The organism is Streptomyces caniferus, from assembly GCF_009811555.1.
In the GTDB taxonomy this organism is placed as follows: Bacteria; Actinomycetota; Actinomycetes; order Streptomycetales; family Streptomycetaceae; genus Streptomyces; species Streptomyces caniferus.
The window spans coordinates 1,571,949-1,593,762 of record NZ_BLIN01000003.1; the positions used below are offsets into that span (position 1 = coordinate 1,571,949).

The following is a 21,814-nucleotide window of genomic DNA, read 5'->3' on the forward strand; positions in this document are numbered from 1 at the left end:
GCCGCGGCCGATCTGCGCGCGCCCCCGGATCCGACGATCATCGACATATGGCCCCGTCCGCCGAGCCCGGCTCGGCCTCGTACCCCGTGATCCGGCCGATGCTGGCCACGGTCGGCCCGCTGCCCGCCGCGCACGAGGAGGCGGCCTGGGCGTTCGAGGCCAAATGGGACGGTGCGCGCTGCATCGTCAACGCTCCCGGTGACGGAACGATCCGGCTGGTCACCCGGGCGGGCAATGACGCGACCTCGACCTATCCGGAACTGGGGCCGCTGGGCGCACAGCTGCGGGGCCGGTCCGCGGTGCTCGACGGCGAGGTGGTGGTGCTGGACGCGCGCGGACGGCCCGACTTCGGGCTGCTGCAGCGCCGGATGGGCGTGGTGAACCCGCGCCGCACGGCCCGGCTGGCCATGGAGTACCCCGTACACCTCGTTCTCTTCGACCTCATGTACCTGGACGGATCGCTGCTCGGCTCGCCCTACTACGAGCGCCGCCGCCTGCTCGCCGGGCTGCGGCTGCGCGGCCCGAACTGGTCGGCGCCCGCGTATGTGGAGGGCCATGGGCAGCAGGCCTGGGAGGCCTCGCTGCAGGGCGGTCTCGAAGGTGTGGTGGCGAAGCGGCTGACCTCCGCGTACCTGCCGGGCGTCCGGTCGCCCGAGTGGCGCAAGACGAAGCATCTGCTGACCCTCGACGTGATCATCGGGGGCTGGACCGAGGGCCACGGCGGGCTGGCCGGACTGCCGGGTTCCGTCCTGGCGGGGGTCGCCGAACCCGCGGGGCTGCGGTACGTCGGCTCCGTCGGCTCGGGGCTGTCCGACCGGGAGCGCCGGGAACTGGCGCAGTACCTGGGAGTGATCCCGCTCGACCACTCCCCCTTCGTCAATCCCGTGGACGTACCGCAGGCGCACTGGGCCGAGCCCCGGCTCGTCGCCGAGATCATGCTCAGCGGCTGGACCTCGGCCGGCCGGCTGCGGCATCCGATCTGGCACCGGCTGCGCCCCGACCTCACCCACCTCGGCTGAGCGGGGGCATACCGGCGCCACGCCGGGAAGGCTCGCCATGAGGCCTCCAGCAACGGACGACGGAAGGAGTCGGTGATGCCCCCTCCCACCGACCACGGCGCCGACGGCACGACGGACGGCGCACCGGACGACACACCGCACGCGACCACCGACGGCAACACGGCATACGGCAAGAAGCCCTTCAAGCGCTCCAAGAGCCACTTCGCCGACCGCATCACGGCGGACGGCCGTGACGGCTGGCCGGTCGAGGCCGGCCGCTACCGCCTGGTGGTCAGCCGCGCCTGCCCCTGGGCGAGCCGCGCCGTCATCTCCCGACGGCTGCTCGGCCTGGAGAACGCGATCTCGCTGGCCCTCACCGACCCGATCCAGGACGACCGCAGCTGGCGCTTCACCCTGGAGCCGGACGGCCGCGACCCCGTCCTCGGCATCCACTTCCTCAGCGAGGCCTATGACGCCCGTGAGAAGGACTACCCGGGCGGCGTCAGCGTCCCCGCCGTCGTCGACGTGCCCAGCGGGCAGCTCGTCACCAACGACTACCAGCAGATCACCCTGGACTTCGCCACCGAGTGGCAGGCGCTGCACCGGCCCGGCGCCCCCGATCTGTACCCCGAGCCGCTGCGCGAGGAGATCGACGTCGTGATGGCGGGCGTCTACCGGGACGTCAACAACGGCGTGTACCGGGCCGGGTTCGCCACCGGGCAGGGCGACTACGAGGCCGCCTTCCACGATCTGTTCCGGCGCCTGGACCTGCTGTCCGTGCGGCTGTCCGACCGGCGCTACCTCGTGGGCGACACCCTCACCGAGGCCGATATCCGGCTGTTCACCACGCTGGTCCGCTTCGACGCCGTCTACCACGGGCACTTCAAGTGCAACCAGTTCAAGCTGGCCGAGGACCCGGTGCTGTGGGCCTACGCCAAGGACCTCTACCAGACCCCCGGCTTCGGCGACACCGTCGACTTCCACCACATCAAGCAGCACTACTACCGGGTGCACACGGGCATCAACCCGACCGGCATCGTCCCCCTCGGACCGGACCTCTCCGGCTGGCTGACGCCGCACTACCGCGACGAGTTGGGCGGACGGCCGTTCGGCGACGGCACCCCGCCCGGACCGGTACCGACGGCCGAAGAGGTGCCGCCCAGCGGACGCCCCGAGCCCGCGCCGACCGGTTTCTGAAGCGGGCCCCGGCCGGCGGCCGGCTCCGGTCCGCCGCATCCGGCCCCGGCTCCCGGAGCATGAGACCCTGAGAACAGACAGGGACACACAAGGGCAAACGCGGCGACCGAGCCGCCCGCGCACCCACCGGGCCCGCGGGCCCACGGCTCCCCGCCGCGCGCCACCCACCCACGCGATCCACCCGCCCCACGCGACCCACACACTCCAGCGAGGAGTGAGCCCGATGAGGATGGTCCTGACCGCCCGGATACCCACCCCGACAGGCAATGAACTGATCCAGAACGGCGAGCTGTCGAAGATCCTGGAGTCGGCGTACGCCGCACTGAGGCCGGAGGCGGCCTACTTCACCCTCGGCGACGGCGAGCGCACCGCCTTCTTCTACTTCGACATGAGGGAGTCGTCGCAGATGCCGACCCTCCTCGAATCGTTCTTCCTGGACCTGAACGCCAAGGTCTCGCTGCAGCCGGTGATGAACGCGGACGAGCTGCGCACCGGACTCTCGGAGCTGATGAGCGGCACCTGAGGCGGAGCGGCACCCGAACCGCGGCGCCGCCCTCCCTCACTCCGGCGCGCTGTCCTCCGGCACCCCCCGCGCCAGCCCGGCCAGGACATCGAGCGCCGCGGCCAGCGCGTCGAGGGACGGCGAGGCGAGCGCCAGGCGTACGGCATTGGGAACATGGCCCGAGCCGACGGCGAACGCCCCGGACGGCGTGACCGCGATGCCGCGGCGGGCGGCGGCGGCCACGAAGGTGTCGGCCCGCCAGGGCTCCGGCAGTTCCCACCAGCAGTGGTACGCCTGCGGATCGGCCCGGACCCGGAAGCCGGCGAGCCGCTCGGCGACGATCCGCTGGCGCGCGGCGGCATCGCCGCGCTTCTCCTCCTCGATGGCCGCCGCGGTGCCGTCGCCCATCCAGCGGGTGGCCGCGTCGAGCGCGAAGCGGGCGGCCGCCCAGGTCCCCGACCTGAGGGCCGTCGCGAAGTCCTGGGTGGTGCCGGCGGGCACCGTGAGGAATCCCAGCGAGAGTCCGGGCGCGAGCCGCTTGGACAGGCTGTCGACGACCACGGTGCGCTCCGGCGCGAGGGCCGCGAGCGGCGGCAGGTCGTTCCGGAGGAATCCGTAGATGCCGTCCTCGATGGCATGGATGTCCAACTCGCGCAGGACCGCGGCGAGTTCGGTGCGGCGCCCGCTGGGCATCGTGATGCCCAGCGGGTTGTGCAGGGCCGGCTGGACGTAGACGGCGCGCAGCGGGGCGGCGGCCCGGAGCGCCTCGGGGGTCAGCCCGTGCTCGTCCATGGCGAGGGGGACGAGCGTGACGCCGAGGCGGGTCGCGATGCCCTTCACCACGGGGTAGGTCAGCGCTTCGACGCCGAGGCGCTCGCCGGCCGGGACCAGGGCGGCGATCGCCGCGGCGATCGCCTGCCGCCCGTTGCCCGCGAAGAGCAGCTGCCCGGAGTCCGGTGCCCAGTCGGCGCGGGCGAGGTGGGCGGCGGCGGTCCGGCGGGCCGCGTCCGTACCGACGGCGCCCACCGGGCGGAGCGCGGCGGCCAGGGCGTCCGGGCGCATCAGATGTTCCAGGCTCTTGGCGAGGAGCGCGGGGTGGTCCGGCAGGACGGGGAAGTTCATCTCCAGGTCGACCCGGGCCCCGCCCGGCTCGGCCAGGGCGGGCTCGGCAGCGGGTGCGGCGGTGCGGACGAAAGTGCCGCGGCCGACCTCCCCCACCGTGAGCCCACGTCGGCTCAATTCCCGGTACACCCGGGCCGCCGTCGAACTGGCGATGCGCCGGTTCCGGGCGAACCTGCGGAGCGGCAGCAGCCGGTCACCGGGGCGGAGCCGGCCGGCGGCGATGTCGGCCGCGAGTTCATCGGCGATCGCGCGATAGTCGTCCATCGGTCACTTCCCACATTGCACCGAGCACATTTTCCTTATTGTGCCGAGAGATTGCCCTCTATAGCATCGAGGAGTCAAGCCACAGCAGAGGAGACACCTCCCATGGGATCGGTCTTTCACCGAGAGATCACTGTTGGATACGAGGACGAGGGCAGCGGTGAGCCGCTGATGCTCGTGCACGGGCACCCCTTCAACCGTTCGATGTGGCGCCCGCAGACCGAGCACTTCAGCCGGGCCGGATGGCGGGTGATCGTCCCGGACCTCCGGGGCTACGGCGACAGCATGGTCCTCCCCGGCGCGACCCCGCTGGCGACGTTCGCCCGGGACCTCGTCGACCTGCTCGACCACCTCGGGATCGAGCGCTGCGTCCTCGGCGGCCTCTCCATGGGGGGCCAGATCGTCATGGAGTGCTACCGGCTCTTCCCGGAACGGTTCCGGGGCCTGGTGCTCGCCGACACCTTCGCCTCGGCGGAGACCGAGGACGGCAGGGCCGGGCGGTACGCCATGGCGGAGCGCCTGCTCCGCGAGGGCATGGCGGGCTATGCGCGCGAGGTGCTGGCCAAGATGGTCTCCCCGCACACGATCGCCTCCCGGCCGGACGTCGCCGCGCACGTCCTGGGGATGATGACCACCACGCCCCCCGACGGTGCGGCCGCCGCACTCCGCGGCCGCGCCGAGCGCCCCGACTACACCGAGCTCCTCTCGCGCATCGCGGTGCCTGCCCTGGTGGTGGTCGGCGCGGAGGACGCCTACACCCCCGTGGGGGACGCCCTCGACATCCATGAGCGCATCCCGGATTCCCGGCTGAGGATCATCGACCAGGCGGCCCATATGCCGAATTTGGAGCAACCGGACGTCTTCAACACGGCGTTGGAGGAGTTCCTCGGCTCACTGCCGGGGACCGCGGCGACGACCACGCCGCAGGACTGAGCGCCACCACGGCCCCCCCACCCGTCGACGGCATGCGGGGCCGGACTCCGGCAGCCCCCGGGCCCTCACCCGACGACGCGACCCTGCACGGCGACCCGCCCGGACGCCACCAGCGCCCTGTGCGGAAGCACCAGCCCGCCGTCACCACCGGTGAACTCCGCCGCCAGCGCGACGAATTGCCGACGGATGCGCTCGGCCACGTCCGCCCCCTGGCTCTGCACGATCCGGCCGATGGTCGCCACCCCCGCCGCCGGACCGCTCCACCACTCCTCCGGCGTGGTGCGGTGGTCCCAGGACAGCGACCGACAGACCGTATCCGTCAGACCCGCGCCCCGCAGCAGCCCGACGAGGCCGTCTTCGGTGCGCGGGAAGTCGTCCTCGGGGGCGAGCATCGGCAGGGACGGCGGGCGGGTCACACCGGCCGCCTGTACGGCACGGCCGAGCAGCGCCTGCCCCGGCGCGGCGGGCGCAGCCCAGAGCGTCAGCGCGATCCGGCCGCCCGGCCGGGTCACCCGGCACAGCTCGTCGAGGGCCACCCGTGGCCGGCCCACGTGATTGAGCACGAAGTTGCCGACCACGGCGTCGAACCGTCCGTCCGCATAGGGGAGTTGCGGCAGCGCGGCGACATGAACACACGCCTCGGGGACGATACGGGTCGCGAGCCGCGCCATATCGGGTTCGGCGTCCACGGCCACCACCCGCGCCCCGCGCGCACAGGCCGCCGCGGCGGCCGAGCCCGTCCCCGTTCCGACATCGAGCACCCGCGCGCCCGCGACCACCCCCGCAGCGTCCAGCAACCGCGGCACCGTATGGGCACAGAGCCTGCCGAACCCCGCCTCGTACGCGGCCGCGCACCCCGCCCACGCCCCGCGTTCACTCTCGTCGAACGGTGTCTCGGGCACCGCTCCCCCTCCCCCCGGCCGACCACGCGACCGGCAACTCGGCCCGGCTGCGGGCCCGTCGGCTCACCCCGGCAACAGCCTCGGCGACTCCACCGGCTACGGGCTCAGCCATTCGATCACCGAGAGGCGAGCGACGGCAGACGGTCGATGGCCAGTGGCCGATGACCCGTGGCCGATGGTCGCCCATCAACACCACTCTCACCACGTCCCCCACCCGTTCCCCCGCCGCCGACTCCCCCTGCCCCCAAGGGCGTTACCCACCCGTAACCTACCGATGGGTTACCTCGGGTAAGAGGTGGCCCTTAATCTCCAGTTCACATTCGGGTGCCGTACGCCCCTCCTGTCCTCGGACAGCGTGCGGCCTCCCGCATCGAGATCTGGAGCAGAAGATGAGGCCCTCCCGTACGACCCTGCGTGCCGCGATCAGCACCGTCTCCGCCGCGGTGCTCGCCACCACGGTTCTCGCCGGCGCCCCGGCCACCGCCCACGCGGCAGAGCGGGAATCCGTTCCAGCGGCAGCATCGTCGGGCTCCTCCGTGAGGTTCGTCGACATCCAGGGCGACGGCGGTATCACCCTCAAGGCGAACGTCTTCACTCCGGCCGGTGCCGACGGCACCCGGCGCTACCCGGTCATCGTGCTGCCCACCAGCTGGTCGATGCCGCAGATCGAGTACATGGCGCAGGCCAAGAAACTGGCCGACAAGGGCTATGTGGTCGTCGGATACAACTCGCGCGGGTTCTGGCAGTCCGGCGGGGAGATCGAAACCGCCGGGCCGAAGGACGTCGCCGACGCCTCGAAGGTCATCGACTGGACGCTGGCCCACACCCCGGCCGATCCGCAGAAGGTCGGGATGGCCGGAGTCTCCTACGGTGCCGGGATCAGCCTGCTGGCCTCCGCGTTCGACAAGCGGATCAAGGCAGTTGCGGCGCTCAGCGGCTGGGGCGACCTCGTCGGCTCGATCTACAGCGGCCGCACCGAGCACCGGCAGGCCGCGGAGTTCCTGGGCGCCACGGGCTCGCTGACCGGACGGCCCAGCCCCGAATTCCGCACGATCATGAAGGACTTCCTTGCCTCGAACCTGGACAAGGAGAAGGACCTGATCGAGTGGGGACGCAAGCGCTCCCCCGCCACCTACCTCGACAAGATCAACGCCAATGGCGCCGCCATCATGCTGGGCAACGCCTGGGGAGATTCGATCTTCCCGCCCAACCAGACCGCCGACTTCTACGAGAAGCTGACCGGGCCCAAGCGGCTGGAATTCCGCCCCGGCGACCATGCCACGGCCGAGGGGCTCGGGCTGTTCGGGCTGCCCAACGACACCTGGACCGACACCCAGCGGTGGTTCGACCACTACCTCAAGGGCGCGGACAACGGCGTCGACCGGGAATCGCCGGTGCTGCTCAAGTCCCGTTCCACCGGCGCGTACGAGGGCTACAAGAGCTGGAAGGACGTCCCGTCCGCGCAGCGGCGGATCGAGCTCGACGGCAGCCAGCAGATCAATACCAACTGGGACTCCGGCGCGGACGGCGGGCTGGTCATCCTCTCCAGCATGCTGGACCAGTTCCTCCGGCTGCCGCCGATGGCCTCGATCCCGCTGCTGCCGCGCTCGGTGACCGCCGTCTGGAAGTCCGAGCGCTACGACACCGGCCAGCGGGTCAGGGGGACCACCCGGCTGCACACCACCCTCACCAGCACCGCGGAGAGCGGCACCGCCATCGCCTACCTCTACGACGTGGGCCCGCTCGGCATCGGCAAGCTGGTCACCCACGCGCCGTACACCTTCCACGGCAAGACCCCGAACCAGCCCTTCGGCGTCGACCTGGACCTGTTCTCCACGGCCTACGACGTCCCGGCCGGCCACCGTCTCGCGGTCGTCGTGGACACCGTCGACCCGCTCTACATCGAACACAACCCGAGCGGCGCCCGGCTGACGTTCTCCTCCCCGGCGAACGACCCGTCGTATGTATCGGTGCCGGTGCGCGACTAGGCCGCGCCTCCCCGGCGGGTGGGTGACGGGCCGGCCTGGTCTCCCGCCACGTCGGCGGACGGCACGCACCACCTCGCGCCTGCGGATCTCCGAGGACGGTGGCACAGGGGGTGGGAGGTCGGTCCGGGTCGGACGGAGCAGGCAACGCGTTGTTGTCCGCTCCGGACGGCGGTGGCGACGCCCGTCAGGTCTGCTGTCTGAAGGCCCGCTGGGCCAGCAGGTCGTCGGCCGAGAGCACGGCCCCCTCCCCGTCGGTGGCCTGCAATTCTTCGATCCGGACGGTTCGGTCCACCGGGCCGGGGCCGGCCAGGCGCTCCGCATAGGGCGAGCTGGGATGGGCAGCGAGCAGGCGCACCCGGCCATCGCCGGAGCCGCGTGGGGAGATCGGCACGACCGCGGCCGGGAAACCTCTGTCGTCCGTGACGAACAGCTCGAAGTCGTCGTACCGGAAGTGGTCGATGTCCACGATGGGCTTCGGGTAGTGGTGGTACCCGGCGGCCTTCGGGAGCACCCCGGAGTGGGTACCAGCGGGCAGCGGAACCGAGGCGTTGAATATCGAGTCCGTCCACTCGGCCACCTGCTCGGCAGTCTCGATGGGGGTGTCCAGGAGCCGTTGACCGTCGTCGTAGCCGAAGCTCTCGTACCCGGGCAGGGTGTCCGGGAACGCTCCGACCACCCGGGCGGCGCAGCGGCGGATGCGGTCCACCTTCGAAGGGTCCGCGCAGAATTGCGCCGACCACTCGATGCCGAGCGGCAGCAGCAGGCACAGCCAGCCGTCGCCGTCCTTCACCCACACTCCGCCGCCGTGGTGGTCCTGGTACGGGCCGGGTGAGAACGCCCAATCACCGGTCGTCCCGACGAGCTTGACCATCAATTTGCGGCTCGCCCGGTACTGGGAGCTCTCGGTACGGGGCGGATGGTCCGCCACAGAGATGGTCCACGGAAAGTCTTCGTGCTCCGGGTGTCCCCGTTCCGGGCTGTGCATGGCAATCTCCTTGGGGGAGGTCCCGGCTGTTCCGGGAGCAACTCACGTTCTCGAAAGTCAGGGTCATGCGAGCCGTTGAAAGGCATCTGAGATCCGGGAGGGAAAGGCGCTTCACTGATACCGGGAAGCAATTGCCATCCACTGCAGGCCGTGCCACTGCACGGGAGAGTTGCAGTGGCGTCCATGCACTGCGTCAGGGATTTTCTCCCGGATCGGTCCGCGCTGATTCCGCGGCGCCTGTCTCCAGGCCCTGGGTTCATTTCCACGCGGCGAAAAGATAGAAGCCACCAGCACCGGCGATGCTACCGCCGGCCCGGAAGACGCGCCTTCCGGGCCGGGTGACTCTCCCCGTGCGGGGGCCTCCGAATGGCAACCCGATGGATCGCCACGCACGATGGTGCTCGAACCCCCGGCGCGGCGGCAGATCTCCTGAGTCCGCGCTGCACCCGTGCAGGGCACGACCGGCGGCCTGTGGAGGCGATCGCGTGCGGACACCCCCCGTGCCTCACCCGCACCCGCACCCGCACCCGCACCCGAAAGCGCGACGGCCCTCGCTGAGAACCTGGCGGTCGCGGGTGGCCCTGGCAGCGATCGTGCTGGTCCTCCTCATGACCACGGTGATGCTGGCCCGGTTCGGCCTCGATGACTTCGTCCATGATCTGACCTTCGCCGGTCGCCTCACCGGCGCCGTCCTTCTCGTGGTCTCGTTCACCACTCTCGTGAGCGCCGCCGCGGTCCTGGACCACTGGATCCGGCAGAGCTACCCCTACTCCGGCCTGGTCGCGCTGATCGGCACGTTCGCGGCCTTCCTGACGAACGCCATGCTCCTGGTGCAGACAGTCAGGAACGATTCCGTGTTCTTCCCGGCACTGTTCGGGGCGCTCACGGCGGGTTCGGCATACGCCGTCTTCGCGGTGGGGCGGACGTCGGTCGTGATCCCCGCTCCGAAGCGGGTGGCCGCCGCGGTGATCGTCTCCTCGGTCATCGCGATCGCCAATTTCGGCTACCAGAACCTCTATCAGCCGTACCAGCGACAAACCAGGCCTCTCATCACGTTGTCCATGGGAAGGCCGGTGCTGAGCAAGGACCGCACGGCATTCGCCGTACCGGTCGACATCACCCTCCGAAACCACGGCGACGTGGGCTTCTACGTGCTGGGCACCGAGTTCCACGCCATGGGGAAACAGGTGCCGCTGAGCCCGAGGGACCGGCTCCGCCAGCAGTGGCGAGCCGATGCCGAGCAGTGGCAGAAATCGGAGGAAGTGAACCCGCTCTCCCGCCGGGAGATGCACCAGCCCGGCGAGTTGGTCGAGGCAAAACCGTGGATGGAACGTGGATGGTGGGTTGAGGCGAACGACACCTTCACCACGCGAGTGGTGGTGCAACTGCCCAGGGACACGCCGTACGACCAGGTGGCGCTCTATGCTTCCGCGAGCCTCGCGCGCAAGGACCGGCTCGTGCTGCAGCCACCGTTCAATTTCGTGGCGTACTCCTGGGGCAGGCAAAAAGTCCCCGGATGGGTGAAGGCGCAACAGACAGGCGGTCGTGACTCTCTCATCTACCGTGCCAGGGTGCACGAGAACAATGCGATCGACGAACGCACGAGGGACCCGCGTCTCGTCACCGTCTACTGGAAGTTCGGCACGCACGGCGCGAGCGTGTTTTCCTCCATTGCGCGAAAAGGCGAGGAAAACCGCACCCTCCCCCCGGCGGAAGCAAGCGAGGTGGTGAACCGGTACGGCCTCGTCGACCTCATCACCGGCCCGGTCGAGCGGACCCTGTGGGACATCAAGAGCCAGCGCTGACGGGCACCGCCGCGTCGGGCGCGCCGGAGCGCCGGTCCAGTCGTTCCAGCCAGGCCACCAGGGCGAGCGAACTGTTCACGCGATCCCAGGAGTACGAGTCCCCCAGGCCGAGCTGGGCCTCCCGCACGGCCCGGCACAGCGTCTCGACGTCGAACATCTCCGTGATCAGCGGGTGGCGGGCGGAGCGGCACAGGGCGATGAGTTCGTCGCCGTGTGTCCGCAGGCCGCGGGCGTAGAGGTCGTTGAAGGGCACCTTGAGCGCCCGGCCGCGGATCGGGGCCGGGAGGAGATCCGCCATGGCCTCTCGGAGCACGGCCTTCGGACGGCCCGGCCGGAACGCGGCGGCGGCAGGCAGCCGGCTCATCATCGCGACGACCTCCGGGTCGAGGAAGGGGTGCGAGAGGAAGAACCCGTCCCGTCGTGCGCGCTGCCAGGACAGCGGGTCGGGAGCGGCGACGTAATTGGCGGCGGCGTAGAGCGACTGTTCCGGCTTGCGTCCGTACACGAACCGGCTCTCCGCGATGCCCGCATCCCGATAGCCGTGAGCGCGCGCGAATCCGGGTCGCAGCCATCCGGGGCGGTTGAAGGTACCGAGGCCGCCGAGCACCGTTCCACCGCGGCGGAGCGCGGTGATCCGTTCGGCTGCCAGCGGGAAGGCCGGCCGCACCACGTAGGCGTGGACGATGTCCCGCAGGCCCCGCTCGCTTCCCGCGGCCCAGGCTCGTGCCTGCTCGGTCATCTGCCGTAGCCGTCCGGTGCGGGCCAGCCTGTGCAGGTGGTACGGGTTGGCGTCCACGACCGGATCGGCCCCGCAGCCGGTCAGGAGCGTGTCACAGCCCAGTTCGGCGGCCGCGGCGTGGAGCCTGGCCCAGAACGGGGCGCGGAAGGCGTGCGCCGAGGGTTCGTCGGCGTCTCCCGCGTGGTGCTGGAAGTCGTCGAAGTCGGCCACGTCGTCGGCATCGACCATCACGGCGCGGGCCGCGGGTGTGTGACGGCGGATCGCCTCCATCGCGACGTCGAGGTACGGCCGCTCCGCGGCCAGCTCCCCGCGGGAGAAACGCCCGGCGAGCAGGACCAGGTCCCCGGCGCCGCCCCGTTCCTCGGCCAGCAGGCGTGCGGCGAGCAGCGCGACGCTGGTGGAGTCGGTGCCGCCCGAGACATGGCATGCCGTCGTCGTGCCCATGCGGCGTCCGACAGCGGTCTCCAGCGCGAGGCGCAACTCCTGCGCGGCCTCGTCGAGGCAGGCGCCGTCGGCAGTCGGCTCGGGCAGGCCGGTGGCCCGGCGGGCCGGTCGCAGCGTACGGCTGCGCAGTTGCCCGGTGAGGGACAGCTCGACCACCTCGCCGCCGAGGACGCGGTGCACCCCGGCGAACGGGGTGAGGTCCGAGTGCGGTTGCGCCAGGTTCCCGGTGAGGTAGCGGCAGAAGTAGCGGGGTTCCAGCTCTGTGGCGGTCCCCAGGCAGCGGACCGAGGTGCTCACGGCGCTCACGCGGCCACCGGACTCCCGGAAGAACAGCGGGATGCGTGCCTGCTCGTCCCGCATCAGAAGGATGCGGTCGCGGCAGACCAGCACGGCCGCGTAGTCGCCGGCCGGCACGGGCGGGGCGGCCGGCTGCCTGCCGGAGTCGTCGAGGAGACCGCGCGCGCCCGCCGCCCGGTCGCGGGCCGAGCCGACCCAGCCGACGACGGCCGCGGTGCCGGCCCGTGAGGTGACCGTCGTCACGAGTCCCTGACGCGCCATGGCCTCGCTGGGCCGTAGTCTCGGTGCGCCCCCGGCCCAGTCGAGGCGGAGCGCTTCCATGTCAGGGTCCTCCGCAGTCGATCGAGAGCACCGGTGTGAAGGCGTGCCCTCGCGGATCGGCGTCGGGGATGCACAGGCCGCCCGAGACCGTCCACGCGTGCAGGGCAAACGGGTGTTCCCGCACGCCGACGTGGAGGACGGCTTTCAGGCCACACCGCCGCAGCAGGACGAAGGCCGTCACCGCCTCGGACTTGCAGTCGCCGTTGACGAACCAGCTTCTGCTGCTGTGTGACTGCACTGCTCGTTTCAGCCGCCCGAGCTCCTCCGCGGAGGGGAGGTCCGCACGGGCGTAACCCGGGGCGACCAAGGACAACAACCGGAGGACGCGCCCGAATCCAAGGGTCCGGATCAGCAGGTGCACGCCACCCAGCCAGAGCCCGACGCCGACGTCCGCGTATTTTCTGCGGCGGCCCGTCGCACACCCGGCACGCATGAGACCGATGACGAGTTCGGCGCGTTCCTCAGGGGTTCCGGAAGAGAATTTCTGGACTTCCGTCATCGCCAATCCGAGAAAACGCGTCCGCTTCCAGTCCGCGATCAGTGCTCCGTCGGACATCCGGGTGACACGGCAATGCGGTGACAGGATCCTTTCCATGGCCGCCAGGCCATCGACATACTCTGCCACCGCATATCCTCCAGGGTTCCACCGTGAACGGTGTCAGTGCTGGTATCCGTGACCGTCGTAGAATCCGCCGCTGAATCCGCGGATCAGACAACCGTCACCGAGAAAAACGAGCCGATGCGGCTTACGGCGCCGCAGCAATCGGAGAATCATCGCCCACCTCCAGAACGGCAGCACATCAACTCCAGGCTACTCCCGCCCGAATGCCCCGCAACCGGGCTGCCGACGCCAACCGGCCGATGTCCGGCACCTTTTCGGATCGGTGACGATCCGGGAGAAAGACGCTCCGCCCCGGACTCAGGCCCGGGGCGTTCGTAGGACCTACTGGATCGGGGAGTCGGGCGGGGGGAGCTGGACGGTGCGCTCCCGGTCGACGGATTCGACGCCGTCGACTGCCTCCAGAGCGGGAATCCGGTCCTCCGCGACGGTTCCGGAGAGCGTGCCGAGGGCCGGCTGCTCGCTCGTGACCGTCAGCCCGGCCCGCCGCAAGCCCGCCACCACTTCCGCGAACCGGTCGGGATCGACCGCGAGGATGATCCCGACCGGCGCGGGCTGGGACGGCTCGCTCACGGCGCCTGGAGCAGACCCGAGCCGACGTCCCTGGCGGGCTGCGTCAGCGGGAAGGCACCGGACAGCAGACCGACTTTGAGATCGGCCGCGGAAGCGTGGGGGTTCGCCTGGGCGAGCAAGGCGAGGACGCCCGCGACATGCGGCGTGGCCATGCTGGTGCCGCTCAGGCTCTGGTACCCGCCTCCAGGGGCGGCCGAGCGCACGTCCCTGCCGGGCGCGGCGATGTTGACCTCGCCGCCCTGGCCGTTGATGCCGCCGTTGGAGAAGAACGACGGCGTGAGTGCCTTGTCGAGCGCGCTCACCGCGAGGATGGAGGGGCAGTTGGCGGGCCGGCCGACGGGCCGGATCTCCGGCGGCCGATGGCTGTCGTTGCCCGCGGCGGCGACGATGACCGTCCCGCGCTCGAGCGCGCGCTGGGCCAGCTTCTCGTACGTCTGCGGGAAGAGCTCACCCGGTCGGACCCCGGCGCCGAGCGACATGGAGATCACTCGCGCACCGTGGGCGACGGCCCAGGCCATGCCCGCCAGGATCTGGCCATCGGTGCCGCTGCCCGCGTTGTTGAGCACCTTCGCCACGAGGATCCGGGCCTCGCAGGCCACCCCGTAGCGGGGTCCCTGCCGGGGTTTTGCCGGACCGGCAGCGGTGCCGATGCAGTGCGTGCCGTGGCCGTTGCCGTCCTCGACGGCCTCGCCGGGCACGAAGGAGGCCGACGCCTCGATGCGCCCGCCCAGGTCCGGGTGGTCGGTGTCCACGCCGGTGTCGATGACGGCGATCTTCACATCGCGTCCGGTCAGGCTGGACAGATTGGCCCGGATCGCCTGCAGGCCCCAGGTCCAGTTCTCCTCGTCCAGGGCCGGGCCCTGGGCAGCGGCGATTTCGGCCACGGTGTGATGGGCGACCACTTCCTCGTCGCTGCGGTAGGCCGGGAAGAACTCGGTCGGCGCCTGCTGCGGGGCGGTGATCGGCGAAGCGTAGACCATACGCTCCGGTTCTGCCGCGATGATCGAGGGTTCCGCCTCGGCCGAGGTCACCAGCGCGTGGCGCTGCTCGGGCCGCACCTCGACGACTGCGGCGCCGAGTTCCTCGAAGAGCACCGAGACGTCGGGGCGCTCGAGGAGTTCGGCGACCTGCGCGGCGTCGGTTCCTCGGACACGTTCGACGGACGCGATGTCGGCAGCGGAACGCAGTGCGTTCAGCCCGCTCTCCTGGTCGCCCGGTTCGAGCAGGACCACGTATCGGCCTGTGTACTCCGTGCCCTGGCCCGGGACGGTGCCATGGGGCCGATCGGGATGCTCGCCGAAGGCGCGCCTGTCCATGGGTCCGTTCGCCATTGAATTTCCCGCTCTCTGTGCGCTGCCCCCGGTTCGTGGACGCGCGCCGATTCACGGAGTGTCAGGCGCCGAGGATGGTGGGGCGCGGATCAGTCGCGTATCGACGCGTAGTGCCGTCGCCTGCAAGGCTGTCCGTTGCCAGGCCGTCGGCATTGCCCCCCGTCCACCGTCTCACCGGGTGTGAGGGCCCGCAACACAGCGCCGCCGCCCAGGGTTCGACCGCGCTACGGCAGTTTCGGTCGCACGTTCAACTTCCACCCGGCGGCCGGCGTCCGCTGCCGCCCTGCAACCACGAGGCGGCCCCTGAGGCGTGGGACGAGGTGGGCGCTGGGTGCACGACGCCGTGCGTCGTGCGATAACGGCAGCATGACAGAGACTCCCACGGCCACGGCGGCGGAAATCAAGATCGGCTTTTCCGGGGACGAGGCCAGGAAGGCGGCCTGCGCGCTCGAGCTCCAGGGTGGTGAGGGCCGCAGTCGCACCGTCCACTTCTGGGACGGTCCGAGGAAGGGCGACGACGGTATCGCCTTGCCTTTCCTCGACCGCGGGGTCATCTTCCGGCTGCGACTGGAGGACGGGGACCATGGGTCCAAGCGCGAAACCAGCATGACCGTCAAGCTGCGGCCGTGCCCCCGGCTGCCGCCCGACTGGCGGAAGAACCGCAAGGACGAGGACGGGGCCTGGGACTTCACGATCGAGGAGGACCGGACCGGCCCCGCCTTCACACCCGTGGTGTCCGCCTCGCTGCAGGCCGACCGGAAGGTCGAGGCGAAGCTCGTCGAGTCGGCGCTCGGACCCGGGCCCGGGGGGCTGGTCCCCCTCCTCGCCAAGCCGCACCGCCACCTTCTGGAGGACGCCGCGGGGTTGAAGCAGGGCGACCTCGCGGAGCTGAGGGCGCTCGGGCCGGTGTACACCGTCAAGTGGAAGCAGGACTGGGGCACTCTTCCCGTGGTCATCGAGGAGTGGATCACCAAGGACCTGCGCTTCCTTGAGGCCTCGGTGCGTACGAGCACGGCCGACGCGGCCGAGGCCGAGAAGCTGCTCGAACAGGCCCTGCGGCAGCGCAACGTTGCCCCGCAGCGACGCGGCGAGACCAAGACCCGGGCCGTGCTGACCGTCCTCGCCCGCGACCTGGCACTCTGACGACGCCGTCGCCAACCACCCCTTTCGGGTCCCGCACCGGCCGGGCCGCGCCGGGACGGAGGTACCGGACATCCGACTCGGACGCCCCGTCTGGCTCGGACGGGTTGGTGCTCCGCACGCTCCTGCCGCAACCTGGCCTGGTCACCGATTGACCGCGCGCCGGCCTCACCAGCCGCACCTGCCTCGGGAAGGCGTTTCACCATGGCGGAGCGATCACCCATCGTCTACCTGCGGGGATATGCCGGTCCGCCGAGCAGTGTGGACAAGCAGACCGACGACCCGTTCTACGGGCTCAACAGTGGCGCCACCCACATTCGCGTCGGCGGGGAGGGGACGCCGCGCTTCTACCAGTTCGAAGGTCCCCTGCTGAGGCTGATGAGCGACGAGGGCTATCAGCTCCTGGTGCGCGGCGATCAGCACGCGTATCTCGAGTCGCAGGCCGATGGCGCGGTCGCGCGCGAGTCCATCTGGGTGCACCGCTTCTACGACTGTGCCGCGTCCACCTTCGGTACGTCCGTCACCGCGGCCCAGGAGGAATTCGACCTCGAAACGGCGGCCGAGCGCCTCTATGACTTCGTCCAGCTCGTCCGCCGGAAGACCGGTGCCCCCAAGGTGCACCTGGTGGCCCACTCCATGGGGGGCCTGCTCGCACGCTGCCTGATCCAGAAGGTGTGCCGTACGGCCGATCCGCGCACGGGTGAACCTCGCCGCCCCGGCAGCGAGCTCGTGGACAAGCTCTTCACCTACGGCACCCCGCACGGCGGTATCGCCTTCGACCTCGGCGGAGGGATCGTCGACTGGGCGATGGAGACCTTCGGGCCGAGTGGATCGGGCATCTTCGCCCCCGACCGGATGTACGCCTATCTGACCCCCGGGGTGTCCGACGGCGAGGATGCCCCGCCGGGCTGGCGGCCCCACGAGATTCCGGCGGAGGCCTTCGACGCGCGCCGGGTGTTCTGTGTCGTCGGGACCAACGCGGCCGACTACGGACTGGTCGAGAAGGCGGTCGGACCGCGCAGCGACGGGCTGGTCCATATCGACAACGCCTATGTGCGCCACGCCCACCGGGCCTTCGTCCACCGCTCCCACTCGGGCCGCTACGGATTGGTGAATTCCGAAGAGGGCTACCAGAACCTGCGGCGCTTCCTCTTCGGGAACTACCAGGTCCGGGCGGACCTGCGCGGCCTGGAGCTGCCCGAGCAGCCCTCCGGTGAATCACGGGTCTGGCAGGCAGAGGTGCGGCTGGCCGTCCGGGGCCTGCCGACCGTCATGCACGAGCAGCGTGCGGCCCACTACTGCCCCATTCAGCTGAACCAGGAATCCGCCCAGCACGGCTCTGCGGAGGGCGACACCGGCGGCGTGCCCCTGGCCACCGCGTTCCTCCTCGACCCGGTCCACTTTCGTGGCGGCCGGGAAAGCCGGCAGCCGCTCCGCTCCCGCTACACGCTGGTGCTGCGCGTCTTCCACCTCGTGGAGAAGAGCGGCCGGTTCTTCTGGGCGGACCACCTCGAGCAGGTGCCCGACTGGGAGGACACGCTGATCGTCGACGTCGGCCGGCGCGGCGTGCCCGAGGAGACAGGATCGCAGGCCTGGGCGGCATGGAACTCACGAGTCCCCGGCAGCATCGACGACACCGATCCGATCGCCGCGGAACCGTGTCGGATGGTCGAGGACGGCGAAGACCTGCACACCGAGATCCCGATGCCCGAGACGGTCCGTCCCATCCTCGGCAGCGAGTCCCGACTCCGCCTCACCGTGAGCCGCTTCAGCTGAGCTTCAGTCGAACGAAGCCAGCTGCCGGTGTGCGGACCAGGCGCGCAGTGCCACCTTGTCCTTGAAGTTTCCGATGTTCGTGTCGACCGGGCGATCGGTGTACTGGTGGAACATCCACGGGTGCTGGATGTCGGGCCGGCCGGGCTTGCCGTTGTACTGGGCTATCCACAGGCCGTCCCCGGCGAACGACGTACTGTCACGGTGCAGCCAGAAATCCCGGTTGCAGTAGAGCACTGTCCTGTGCCCCGGCGTGCGGTGCTGTACGTGCTTGATCCAGTTGTCCTTGAAGGAGTTCGGGACGCCATGGTCCTCCCAGTCGAGGGCGAGGATGTCCCCGTCCGCCAGCTTGATCTTGGAGAGGAAGAAGTCGGCCTGGGCTTCAAAGGATCCGGGCCGGGCGAAATGATAGAAGCCGGTCACCAGTCCGGCGTCTCGTGCGGTCTTGCGCTGGGCGGCCCACTTGGGGTTCGTGTAGGTGGTCCCCTCCGTGATTTTGATGAAGACGAAGGCGAATCCGTCGGTGTGGTATTTCGCCGACTGGAACGACGAGACATCGATTCCTTTGATGGTCATGGTCAGCTCCTCAGGTGGCGGCGAGGCGCCTGGCGACCCTCGCGCGCATGCTCTCCATCGTGAATCCCTTGGGATCGATCTTGCCGGGCTGCCACTCCAGGTGGCCGATCACGCTGCCGGCGTGCCAGCCGTAGGCGCGGCAGATCGCGGCTGCCGCCTTTTCGATCGCCTCGAGTTGCTTCTCCGGCCAGGGGTCGATTCCGTCGCCGAGGTTCTCGCATTCGAATCCGTAGAACCTCGCGTTGCCGTCGGTGTTCTGCTCGTTGTCAGGAGGCAGCGGCCTCTCGTCGATGACGGCCCGAAGCACATCGTCGTCGCCCGGGCCGGCGTGATTCGTGCGACCGTTGCCCACCATGTAGACGACGCCGTCCTTGCCGATGACGCCGTGGCACAGCGGGCCGGGAAGATCCGGGCGGCCGTTGTAGCAGAGGTTGACGGTGTTCTTCGTGTCGGAAGTGACGGTGTGGTGGATCATCACACCGTTCACATTGTTGAACGGACCCTTGTGATTGCGGTTGTGGTGGCGCCAATCACGGGTCTCCTCGATGACCAGGTCTTCGTTGCGGAGTACCCGGAGCATCTGGTCCGCGGTCATGGGTGCGGCCATGGTGTCCTCCCTCCGGCGATGGAGGATCCCGAACGGACCCCCGTCGCGGGGGACTCAGTCGATGGGGTGCTGCGGTGCGGTACGGGACCGCCTGCGCGAATTCAGGTCACAAGCCGTCCCGCAACCTGCTGTGATGGTGGGCCGATTGCCCATGTCATCTGACATCTGGCATCTGTCATCCGAGACGAGATGGCGGAGGAACGAACGTTCCCTCCCACGCGCTGCCACGGGTCTCCCCTGCGCTGCCACAGGTCGCGGATGGCACCGTGGACTTCGTGGGCCCCGGTGTCAGAGTTCCGGTGGATCGAGCCGCCCTCGAAGCCACATGACCGCCCGCGCCCCGTCCGGGTCCGGGCCGTCCTGGCCACCGCCACCCGCGCAGGCGTCCACCGGTGCACCCCTCCAGAGGGCCTGTCCCCACTACGTGTCGATGACGGTGAGGGAACCCTCCCGGAGCACTCACGGTCTGTCTCTATTTTCGCGCTACGCCTCGACTGTGGCATCTGGATCAACCTGCCCGGCCGGAGCGCGACGACGGCCCGGAACCACCCGCCGGCCTTGCGCGCCCACATGTCGGAGGGTATGGGCCTCAGCCGCGATGACCGACGAGGCCGACGGGCACGTCCACGACCACGCCTCTGGCCCGTCCGCCGCGGGCAGGCCGACGTCCGGTGGGCCCGCACCGAGGGTCCCTCGTCCCCTGCCGATGGGTGGTGGCTGCCGCCTCGGCGGGCGAGGCGGGGGCGAGGCAGGCCGGGGGAACGCCGGCGGCTGGTCAACGGTCCGCTTCCCGGCCCCCCTTGAGATCGCCTCGCGTAACGGCGACTATGGCTGCCGTCACGGTCCGGTGCGGCATGCGGCCGCAGTGGCCGCAGCACGCTGCACCAGACTGATGGGGAGCGATGTACAGCCGACCCGAGGCGCCGGAAACAAGGTGACACCATGACCACACGGCAGGTCCGCAAGCGGTGCCAGGCACTCGTCAGCGCGCTCGACTTGCCCAGTCCCTTCTCCGTCGAGGCCCTCGTCCGCGAGCTGTCGGCCCGGCGGGGCCGGCCCATCCGGATCCACACCCTGACGATCGGCTCCGCCGTGGACGCCTGCGGGCTGTGGATCGCCACCGCATCCTGCGACCACATCTTCGTCGAGGAGAAGACCACCAGGTTCCACCAGGAGCACATCGTGCTCCACGAGATCGGCCACATCCTGTGGGATCACGGCAGCGGCGAGGGCGAGAACCACAGCGCGCTGGCCACGCTGCTGCCCGACCTCCGCCCCGACGTGGTCAGCCGGCTGCTGGCCCGCACCAGCTACACCTCCGAGCAGGAACAGGAAGCCGAACTCGTCGCCAGCCTCATCCACTCGGCCGCGGGCATGCTGCCCCCCTCGTCGTCCCCAGGGGTGCGCGGCACACTCGAAGTCGCCCTAGGAATCCGCAGGTAGGAGCGTGCACATACACTCCCTCGTCGAACTGGGAACCCGCGTCGAACTCACCGGCGCGCTGGCCCTGTGGCTGGTGATCGCCCTCCGGCTGCCCACCGCCCGCCGCTCCCGGCAGCAGAAGATGCTGCTGCTGTCCGTGATCGGCCTCGCCGGGTCGATCACCGTCTATCTCGACCCCGTCACCGCGGCACTGAACCACACCTTTCGCTTCGCCGGCAGCTGCGGTCTGTTCATGAACGGCTGGGGCGCCCTCAGTTCGGCCCTCATCCTCGACTTCGTTCTCGCCGCCATGTCCCGGCGCCGCCCCTGGCTCGTCTACGGCCCGATGGTGCTCACCATCGCCGCGCTGATCGCGCTCAACTACACGATCGCGCCGGATGCCGGCTGCGTCACCAGCCAGGCCGTCCCCTGGTACAGCCCGTTCTGGTGGCTGCTCATCGCGGCGCACCTCATCGGCACCATCCCGTGCGCCGTGCTGTGTGTGCGCTACGGGCGCCGGGCCGGCGACGACCGGCCCGTGCGCACCGGGCTCCTGCTGCTCGCCGCCGGGTTCACCTCGTCCGCCACGTTCTGGTGCGTCGTCCTGGCCTTCCTCCTCGCCCGGCCGGCCTGGCTGGGGGCGTTGTTCCCGCTCAACATCGGGGTCACGGCCTGGCTGATGACCGCCGGGGTCTGTCTGCCCCTGGTCCTCACCGTCCGCCGGGCCGCTCGCGACATGAGCGCTCTCTGGCGCCTGCGCCCCCTGTGGCGCGAGGTCACCGAGGCCGTTCCGCACGTCACTCTGGACAAGCCGGTCCCCCGCGTCCGCGCGGTGCTCGGCCGCCCCCGCACGATCCGCCTCCGGCTCTACCGCCAGGTCATCGAGATCCGCGACGCCCTGCTCGTGCTGCAGGACTATGTGACGTCCGAGGCGATGGAGGCCGCTCGGCACCACATCGGGGCACAGCACCTGTCCGGGGAACAGGTCGAGCCGGCGGTCACCGCCTGCTGGCTGTGCACCGCCCTCGACGCCCGGCAGGCCGCGGCCACCCCCCGGCCGAACCAACTCGCCCCCGGAGGGCCCGCCCACGACGGCCTCCGCAGTGAGGCCGACTTCCTGCTCGCCGTCCTGCGAGCCCGCGCGCTGCCCGCCGTACGCTCGTTCGCCGTTCCGCCCACACCGACCGGTCCCGCACCGACCGGTCCCGCACCGGCCCGTCCCGCAGTGCCGGACCCGCGTGCCCCCCAGTCGTCGACTTCTCGCACGAGTTAGGAATCC

19 protein-coding genes and 1 pseudogene are annotated in these 21,814 nt (G+C 70.4%); 10 read left to right on the forward strand and 10 right to left on the reverse strand.

The features are described 5' to 3' along the window. The first annotated feature begins 47 nt into the window (after positions 1-47). The 3 genes from ligD to Scani_RS15450 all read left to right on the forward strand — a co-directional run bounded on the left by ligD (position 48) and on the right by Scani_RS15450 (position 2,718). Positions 48-1,019, forward strand: coding sequence for a non-homologous end-joining DNA ligase (ligD, locus tag Scani_RS15440; RefSeq protein WP_159475309.1), 972 nt, complete (start codon positions 48-50; stop codon positions 1,017-1,019). A gap of 75 nt (positions 1,020-1,094) precedes the next feature. Beyond that, entirely contained in the window at positions 1,095-2,195 is a 1,101-nt protein-coding gene (locus Scani_RS15445) for a glutathione S-transferase family protein (protein WP_159475312.1), read from the forward strand. 223 nt (positions 2,196-2,418) lie between these two features. Then, positions 2,419-2,718: a hypothetical protein gene (locus tag Scani_RS15450; protein WP_159475315.1), complete on the forward strand. Its 300-nt coding sequence runs from the start codon at positions 2,419-2,421 to the stop codon at positions 2,716-2,718. 36 nt (positions 2,719-2,754) lie between these two features. Here the strand turns inward: Scani_RS15450 and Scani_RS15455 are convergent, their stop codons facing one another. Next, on the reverse strand, positions 2,755-4,083 hold the full coding sequence (locus Scani_RS15455) for an aminotransferase-like domain-containing protein (protein WP_159475318.1): 1,329 nt from the start codon (positions 4,081-4,083) through the stop codon (positions 2,755-2,757). A 102-nt stretch (positions 4,084-4,185) separates the two neighbouring features. Between Scani_RS15455 and Scani_RS15460 the strand changes: the two genes are divergently transcribed. Further along, positions 4,186-5,013, forward strand: coding sequence for an alpha/beta fold hydrolase (locus Scani_RS15460; RefSeq protein WP_159475321.1), 828 nt, complete (start codon positions 4,186-4,188; stop codon positions 5,011-5,013). A 65-nt stretch (positions 5,014-5,078) separates the two neighbouring features. Here the strand turns inward: Scani_RS15460 and Scani_RS15465 are convergent, their stop codons facing one another. Next, positions 5,079-5,915 carry a class I SAM-dependent methyltransferase gene (locus Scani_RS15465; RefSeq protein ID WP_159475324.1) on the reverse strand — a complete coding sequence of 279 codons (837 nt, stop codon included), beginning with the start codon at positions 5,913-5,915 and terminating at the stop codon, positions 5,079-5,081. 389 nt (positions 5,916-6,304) lie between these two features. Here Scani_RS15465 and Scani_RS15470 point away from each other — a divergent pair, with 389 nt between their 5' ends. Continuing rightward, positions 6,305-7,903 carry an alpha/beta fold hydrolase gene (locus Scani_RS15470; RefSeq protein WP_159475327.1) on the forward strand — a complete coding sequence of 533 codons (1,599 nt, stop codon included), beginning with the start codon at positions 6,305-6,307 and terminating at the stop codon, positions 7,901-7,903. A gap of 184 nt (positions 7,904-8,087) precedes the next feature. On the opposite strand, the gene Scani_RS15475 is transcribed toward Scani_RS15470, so the two are convergent. Then, positions 8,088-8,894 carry a DUF6424 family protein gene (locus tag Scani_RS15475; protein ID WP_503827399.1) on the reverse strand — a complete coding sequence of 269 codons (807 nt, stop codon included), beginning with the start codon at positions 8,892-8,894 and terminating at the stop codon, positions 8,088-8,090. Between the two features lie 569 nt (positions 8,895-9,463). Here Scani_RS15475 and Scani_RS15480 point away from each other — a divergent pair. Continuing rightward, positions 9,464-10,693, forward strand: a complete 1,230-nt coding sequence (locus tag Scani_RS15480) for a hypothetical protein (protein WP_246295812.1) — start codon at positions 9,464-9,466, stop codon at positions 10,691-10,693. Here the strand turns inward: Scani_RS15480 and Scani_RS15485 are convergent. From Scani_RS15485 to Scani_RS15500, 4 genes are all read right to left on the reverse strand, one after another. Beyond that, positions 10,677-12,494, reverse strand: coding sequence for an asparagine synthase-related protein (locus tag Scani_RS15485; RefSeq protein ID WP_159475333.1), 1,818 nt, complete (start codon positions 12,492-12,494; stop codon positions 10,677-10,679). The two genes, Scani_RS15480 and Scani_RS15485, sit on opposite strands and share 17 nt — an antisense overlap. Before the next feature lies 1 nt (position 12,495). Further along, positions 12,496-13,119, reverse strand: a complete 624-nt coding sequence (locus tag Scani_RS15490) for a lasso peptide biosynthesis B2 protein (RefSeq protein WP_246295813.1) — start codon at positions 13,117-13,119, stop codon at positions 12,496-12,498. A 318-nt stretch (positions 13,120-13,437) separates the two neighbouring features. Beyond that, on the reverse strand, positions 13,438-13,686 hold the full coding sequence (locus tag Scani_RS15495; protein WP_159475336.1) for a hypothetical protein: 249 nt from the start codon (positions 13,684-13,686) through the stop codon (positions 13,438-13,440). After that, the gene (locus Scani_RS15500) at positions 13,683-15,017 is read right to left on the reverse strand and encodes a S8 family peptidase (protein WP_159475339.1); all 1,335 of its coding nucleotides are present in this window, start codon (positions 15,015-15,017) and stop codon (positions 13,683-13,685) included. The genes Scani_RS15495 and Scani_RS15500 overlap by 4 nt, the downstream gene beginning before the upstream one ends. Before the next feature lie 366 nt (positions 15,018-15,383). Here Scani_RS15500 and Scani_RS15505 point away from each other — a divergent pair, with 366 nt between their 5' ends. After that, a complete protein-coding gene (locus Scani_RS15505) occupies positions 15,384-16,160 on the forward strand; it encodes a hypothetical protein (protein WP_159475342.1) in 777 nt (258 codons plus the stop codon). Between the two features lie 201 nt (positions 16,161-16,361). Next, complete coding sequence (locus Scani_RS15510) at positions 16,362-17,933, forward strand: esterase/lipase family protein (RefSeq protein WP_159475345.1); 1,572 nt, start codon at positions 16,362-16,364, stop codon at positions 17,931-17,933. A gap of 3 nt (positions 17,934-17,936) precedes the next feature. On the opposite strand, the gene Scani_RS15515 is transcribed toward Scani_RS15510, so the two are convergent. The 3 genes and pseudogenes from Scani_RS15515 to Scani_RS42130 form a co-directional block, all read right to left on the reverse strand. Further along, positions 17,937-18,506: a glycoside hydrolase family 25 protein gene (locus Scani_RS15515; RefSeq protein WP_159475348.1), complete on the reverse strand. Its 570-nt coding sequence runs from the start codon at positions 18,504-18,506 to the stop codon at positions 17,937-17,939. Positions 18,507-18,519: 13 nt separating this feature from the next. Continuing rightward, a pseudogene (locus Scani_RS15520) lies at positions 18,520-19,113 on the reverse strand (N-acetylmuramoyl-L-alanine amidase); the annotation flags it as partial. A 101-nt stretch (positions 19,114-19,214) separates the two neighbouring features. Beyond that, entirely contained in the window at positions 19,215-20,174 is a 960-nt protein-coding gene (locus tag Scani_RS42130; RefSeq protein ID WP_371872351.1) for a hypothetical protein, read from the reverse strand. Here Scani_RS42130 and Scani_RS15530 point away from each other — a divergent pair. Both Scani_RS15530 and Scani_RS15535 read left to right on the forward strand, forming a co-directional pair. Beyond that, positions 20,056-20,556 carry a hypothetical protein gene (locus Scani_RS15530; RefSeq protein WP_159475357.1) on the forward strand — a complete coding sequence of 167 codons (501 nt, stop codon included), beginning with the start codon at positions 20,056-20,058 and terminating at the stop codon, positions 20,554-20,556. The genes Scani_RS42130 and Scani_RS15530 overlap by 119 nt on opposite strands. 4 nt (positions 20,557-20,560) lie before the next feature. Next, positions 20,561-21,808: an MAB_1171c family putative transporter gene (locus tag Scani_RS15535; RefSeq protein WP_246295814.1), complete on the forward strand. Its 1,248-nt coding sequence runs from the start codon at positions 20,561-20,563 to the stop codon at positions 21,806-21,808. Positions 21,809-21,814 lie beyond the last annotated feature (6 nt).

Excerpts from the sequence above, each read along its gene's own strand:
- Scani_RS15450 (WP_159475315.1), top strand. The coding sequence starts at position 2,419 with ATGAGGATGGTCCTGACCGCCCGGATACCCACCCCGACAGGCAATGAA.
- Scani_RS15510 (WP_159475345.1), top strand. The coding sequence starts at position 16,362 with ATGGCGGAGCGATCACCCATCGTCTACCTGCGGGGATATGCCGGTCCG.
- Scani_RS15485 (WP_159475333.1), bottom strand. The coding sequence starts at position 12,494 with ATGGAAGCGCTCCGCCTCGACTGGGCCGGGGGCGCACCGAGACTACGG.
- Scani_RS15470 (WP_159475327.1), top strand. The coding sequence starts at position 6,305 with ATGAGGCCCTCCCGTACGACCCTGCGTGCCGCGATCAGCACCGTCTCC.
- Scani_RS42130 (WP_371872351.1), bottom strand. The coding sequence starts at position 20,174 with ATGGGCCGGCCCCGCCGGGCCGACAGCTCGCGGACGAGGGCCTCGACG.
- Scani_RS15505 (WP_159475342.1), top strand. The coding sequence starts at position 15,384 with ATGACAGAGACTCCCACGGCCACGGCGGCGGAAATCAAGATCGGCTTT.
- Scani_RS15455 (WP_159475318.1), bottom strand. The coding sequence starts at position 4,083 with ATGGACGACTATCGCGCGATCGCCGATGAACTCGCGGCCGACATCGCC.
- Scani_RS15460 (WP_159475321.1), top strand. The coding sequence starts at position 4,186 with ATGGGATCGGTCTTTCACCGAGAGATCACTGTTGGATACGAGGACGAG.
- Scani_RS15500 (WP_159475339.1), bottom strand. The coding sequence starts at position 15,017 with ATGGCGAACGGACCCATGGACAGGCGCGCCTTCGGCGAGCATCCCGAT.
- Scani_RS15445 (WP_159475312.1), top strand. The coding sequence starts at position 1,095 with ATGCCCCCTCCCACCGACCACGGCGCCGACGGCACGACGGACGGCGCA.
- Scani_RS15515 (WP_159475348.1), bottom strand. The coding sequence starts at position 18,506 with ATGACCATCAAAGGAATCGATGTCTCGTCGTTCCAGTCGGCGAAATAC.
- ligD (WP_159475309.1), top strand. The coding sequence starts at position 48 with ATGGCCCCGTCCGCCGAGCCCGGCTCGGCCTCGTACCCCGTGATCCGG.
- Scani_RS15530 (WP_159475357.1), top strand. The coding sequence starts at position 20,056 with ATGACCACACGGCAGGTCCGCAAGCGGTGCCAGGCACTCGTCAGCGCG.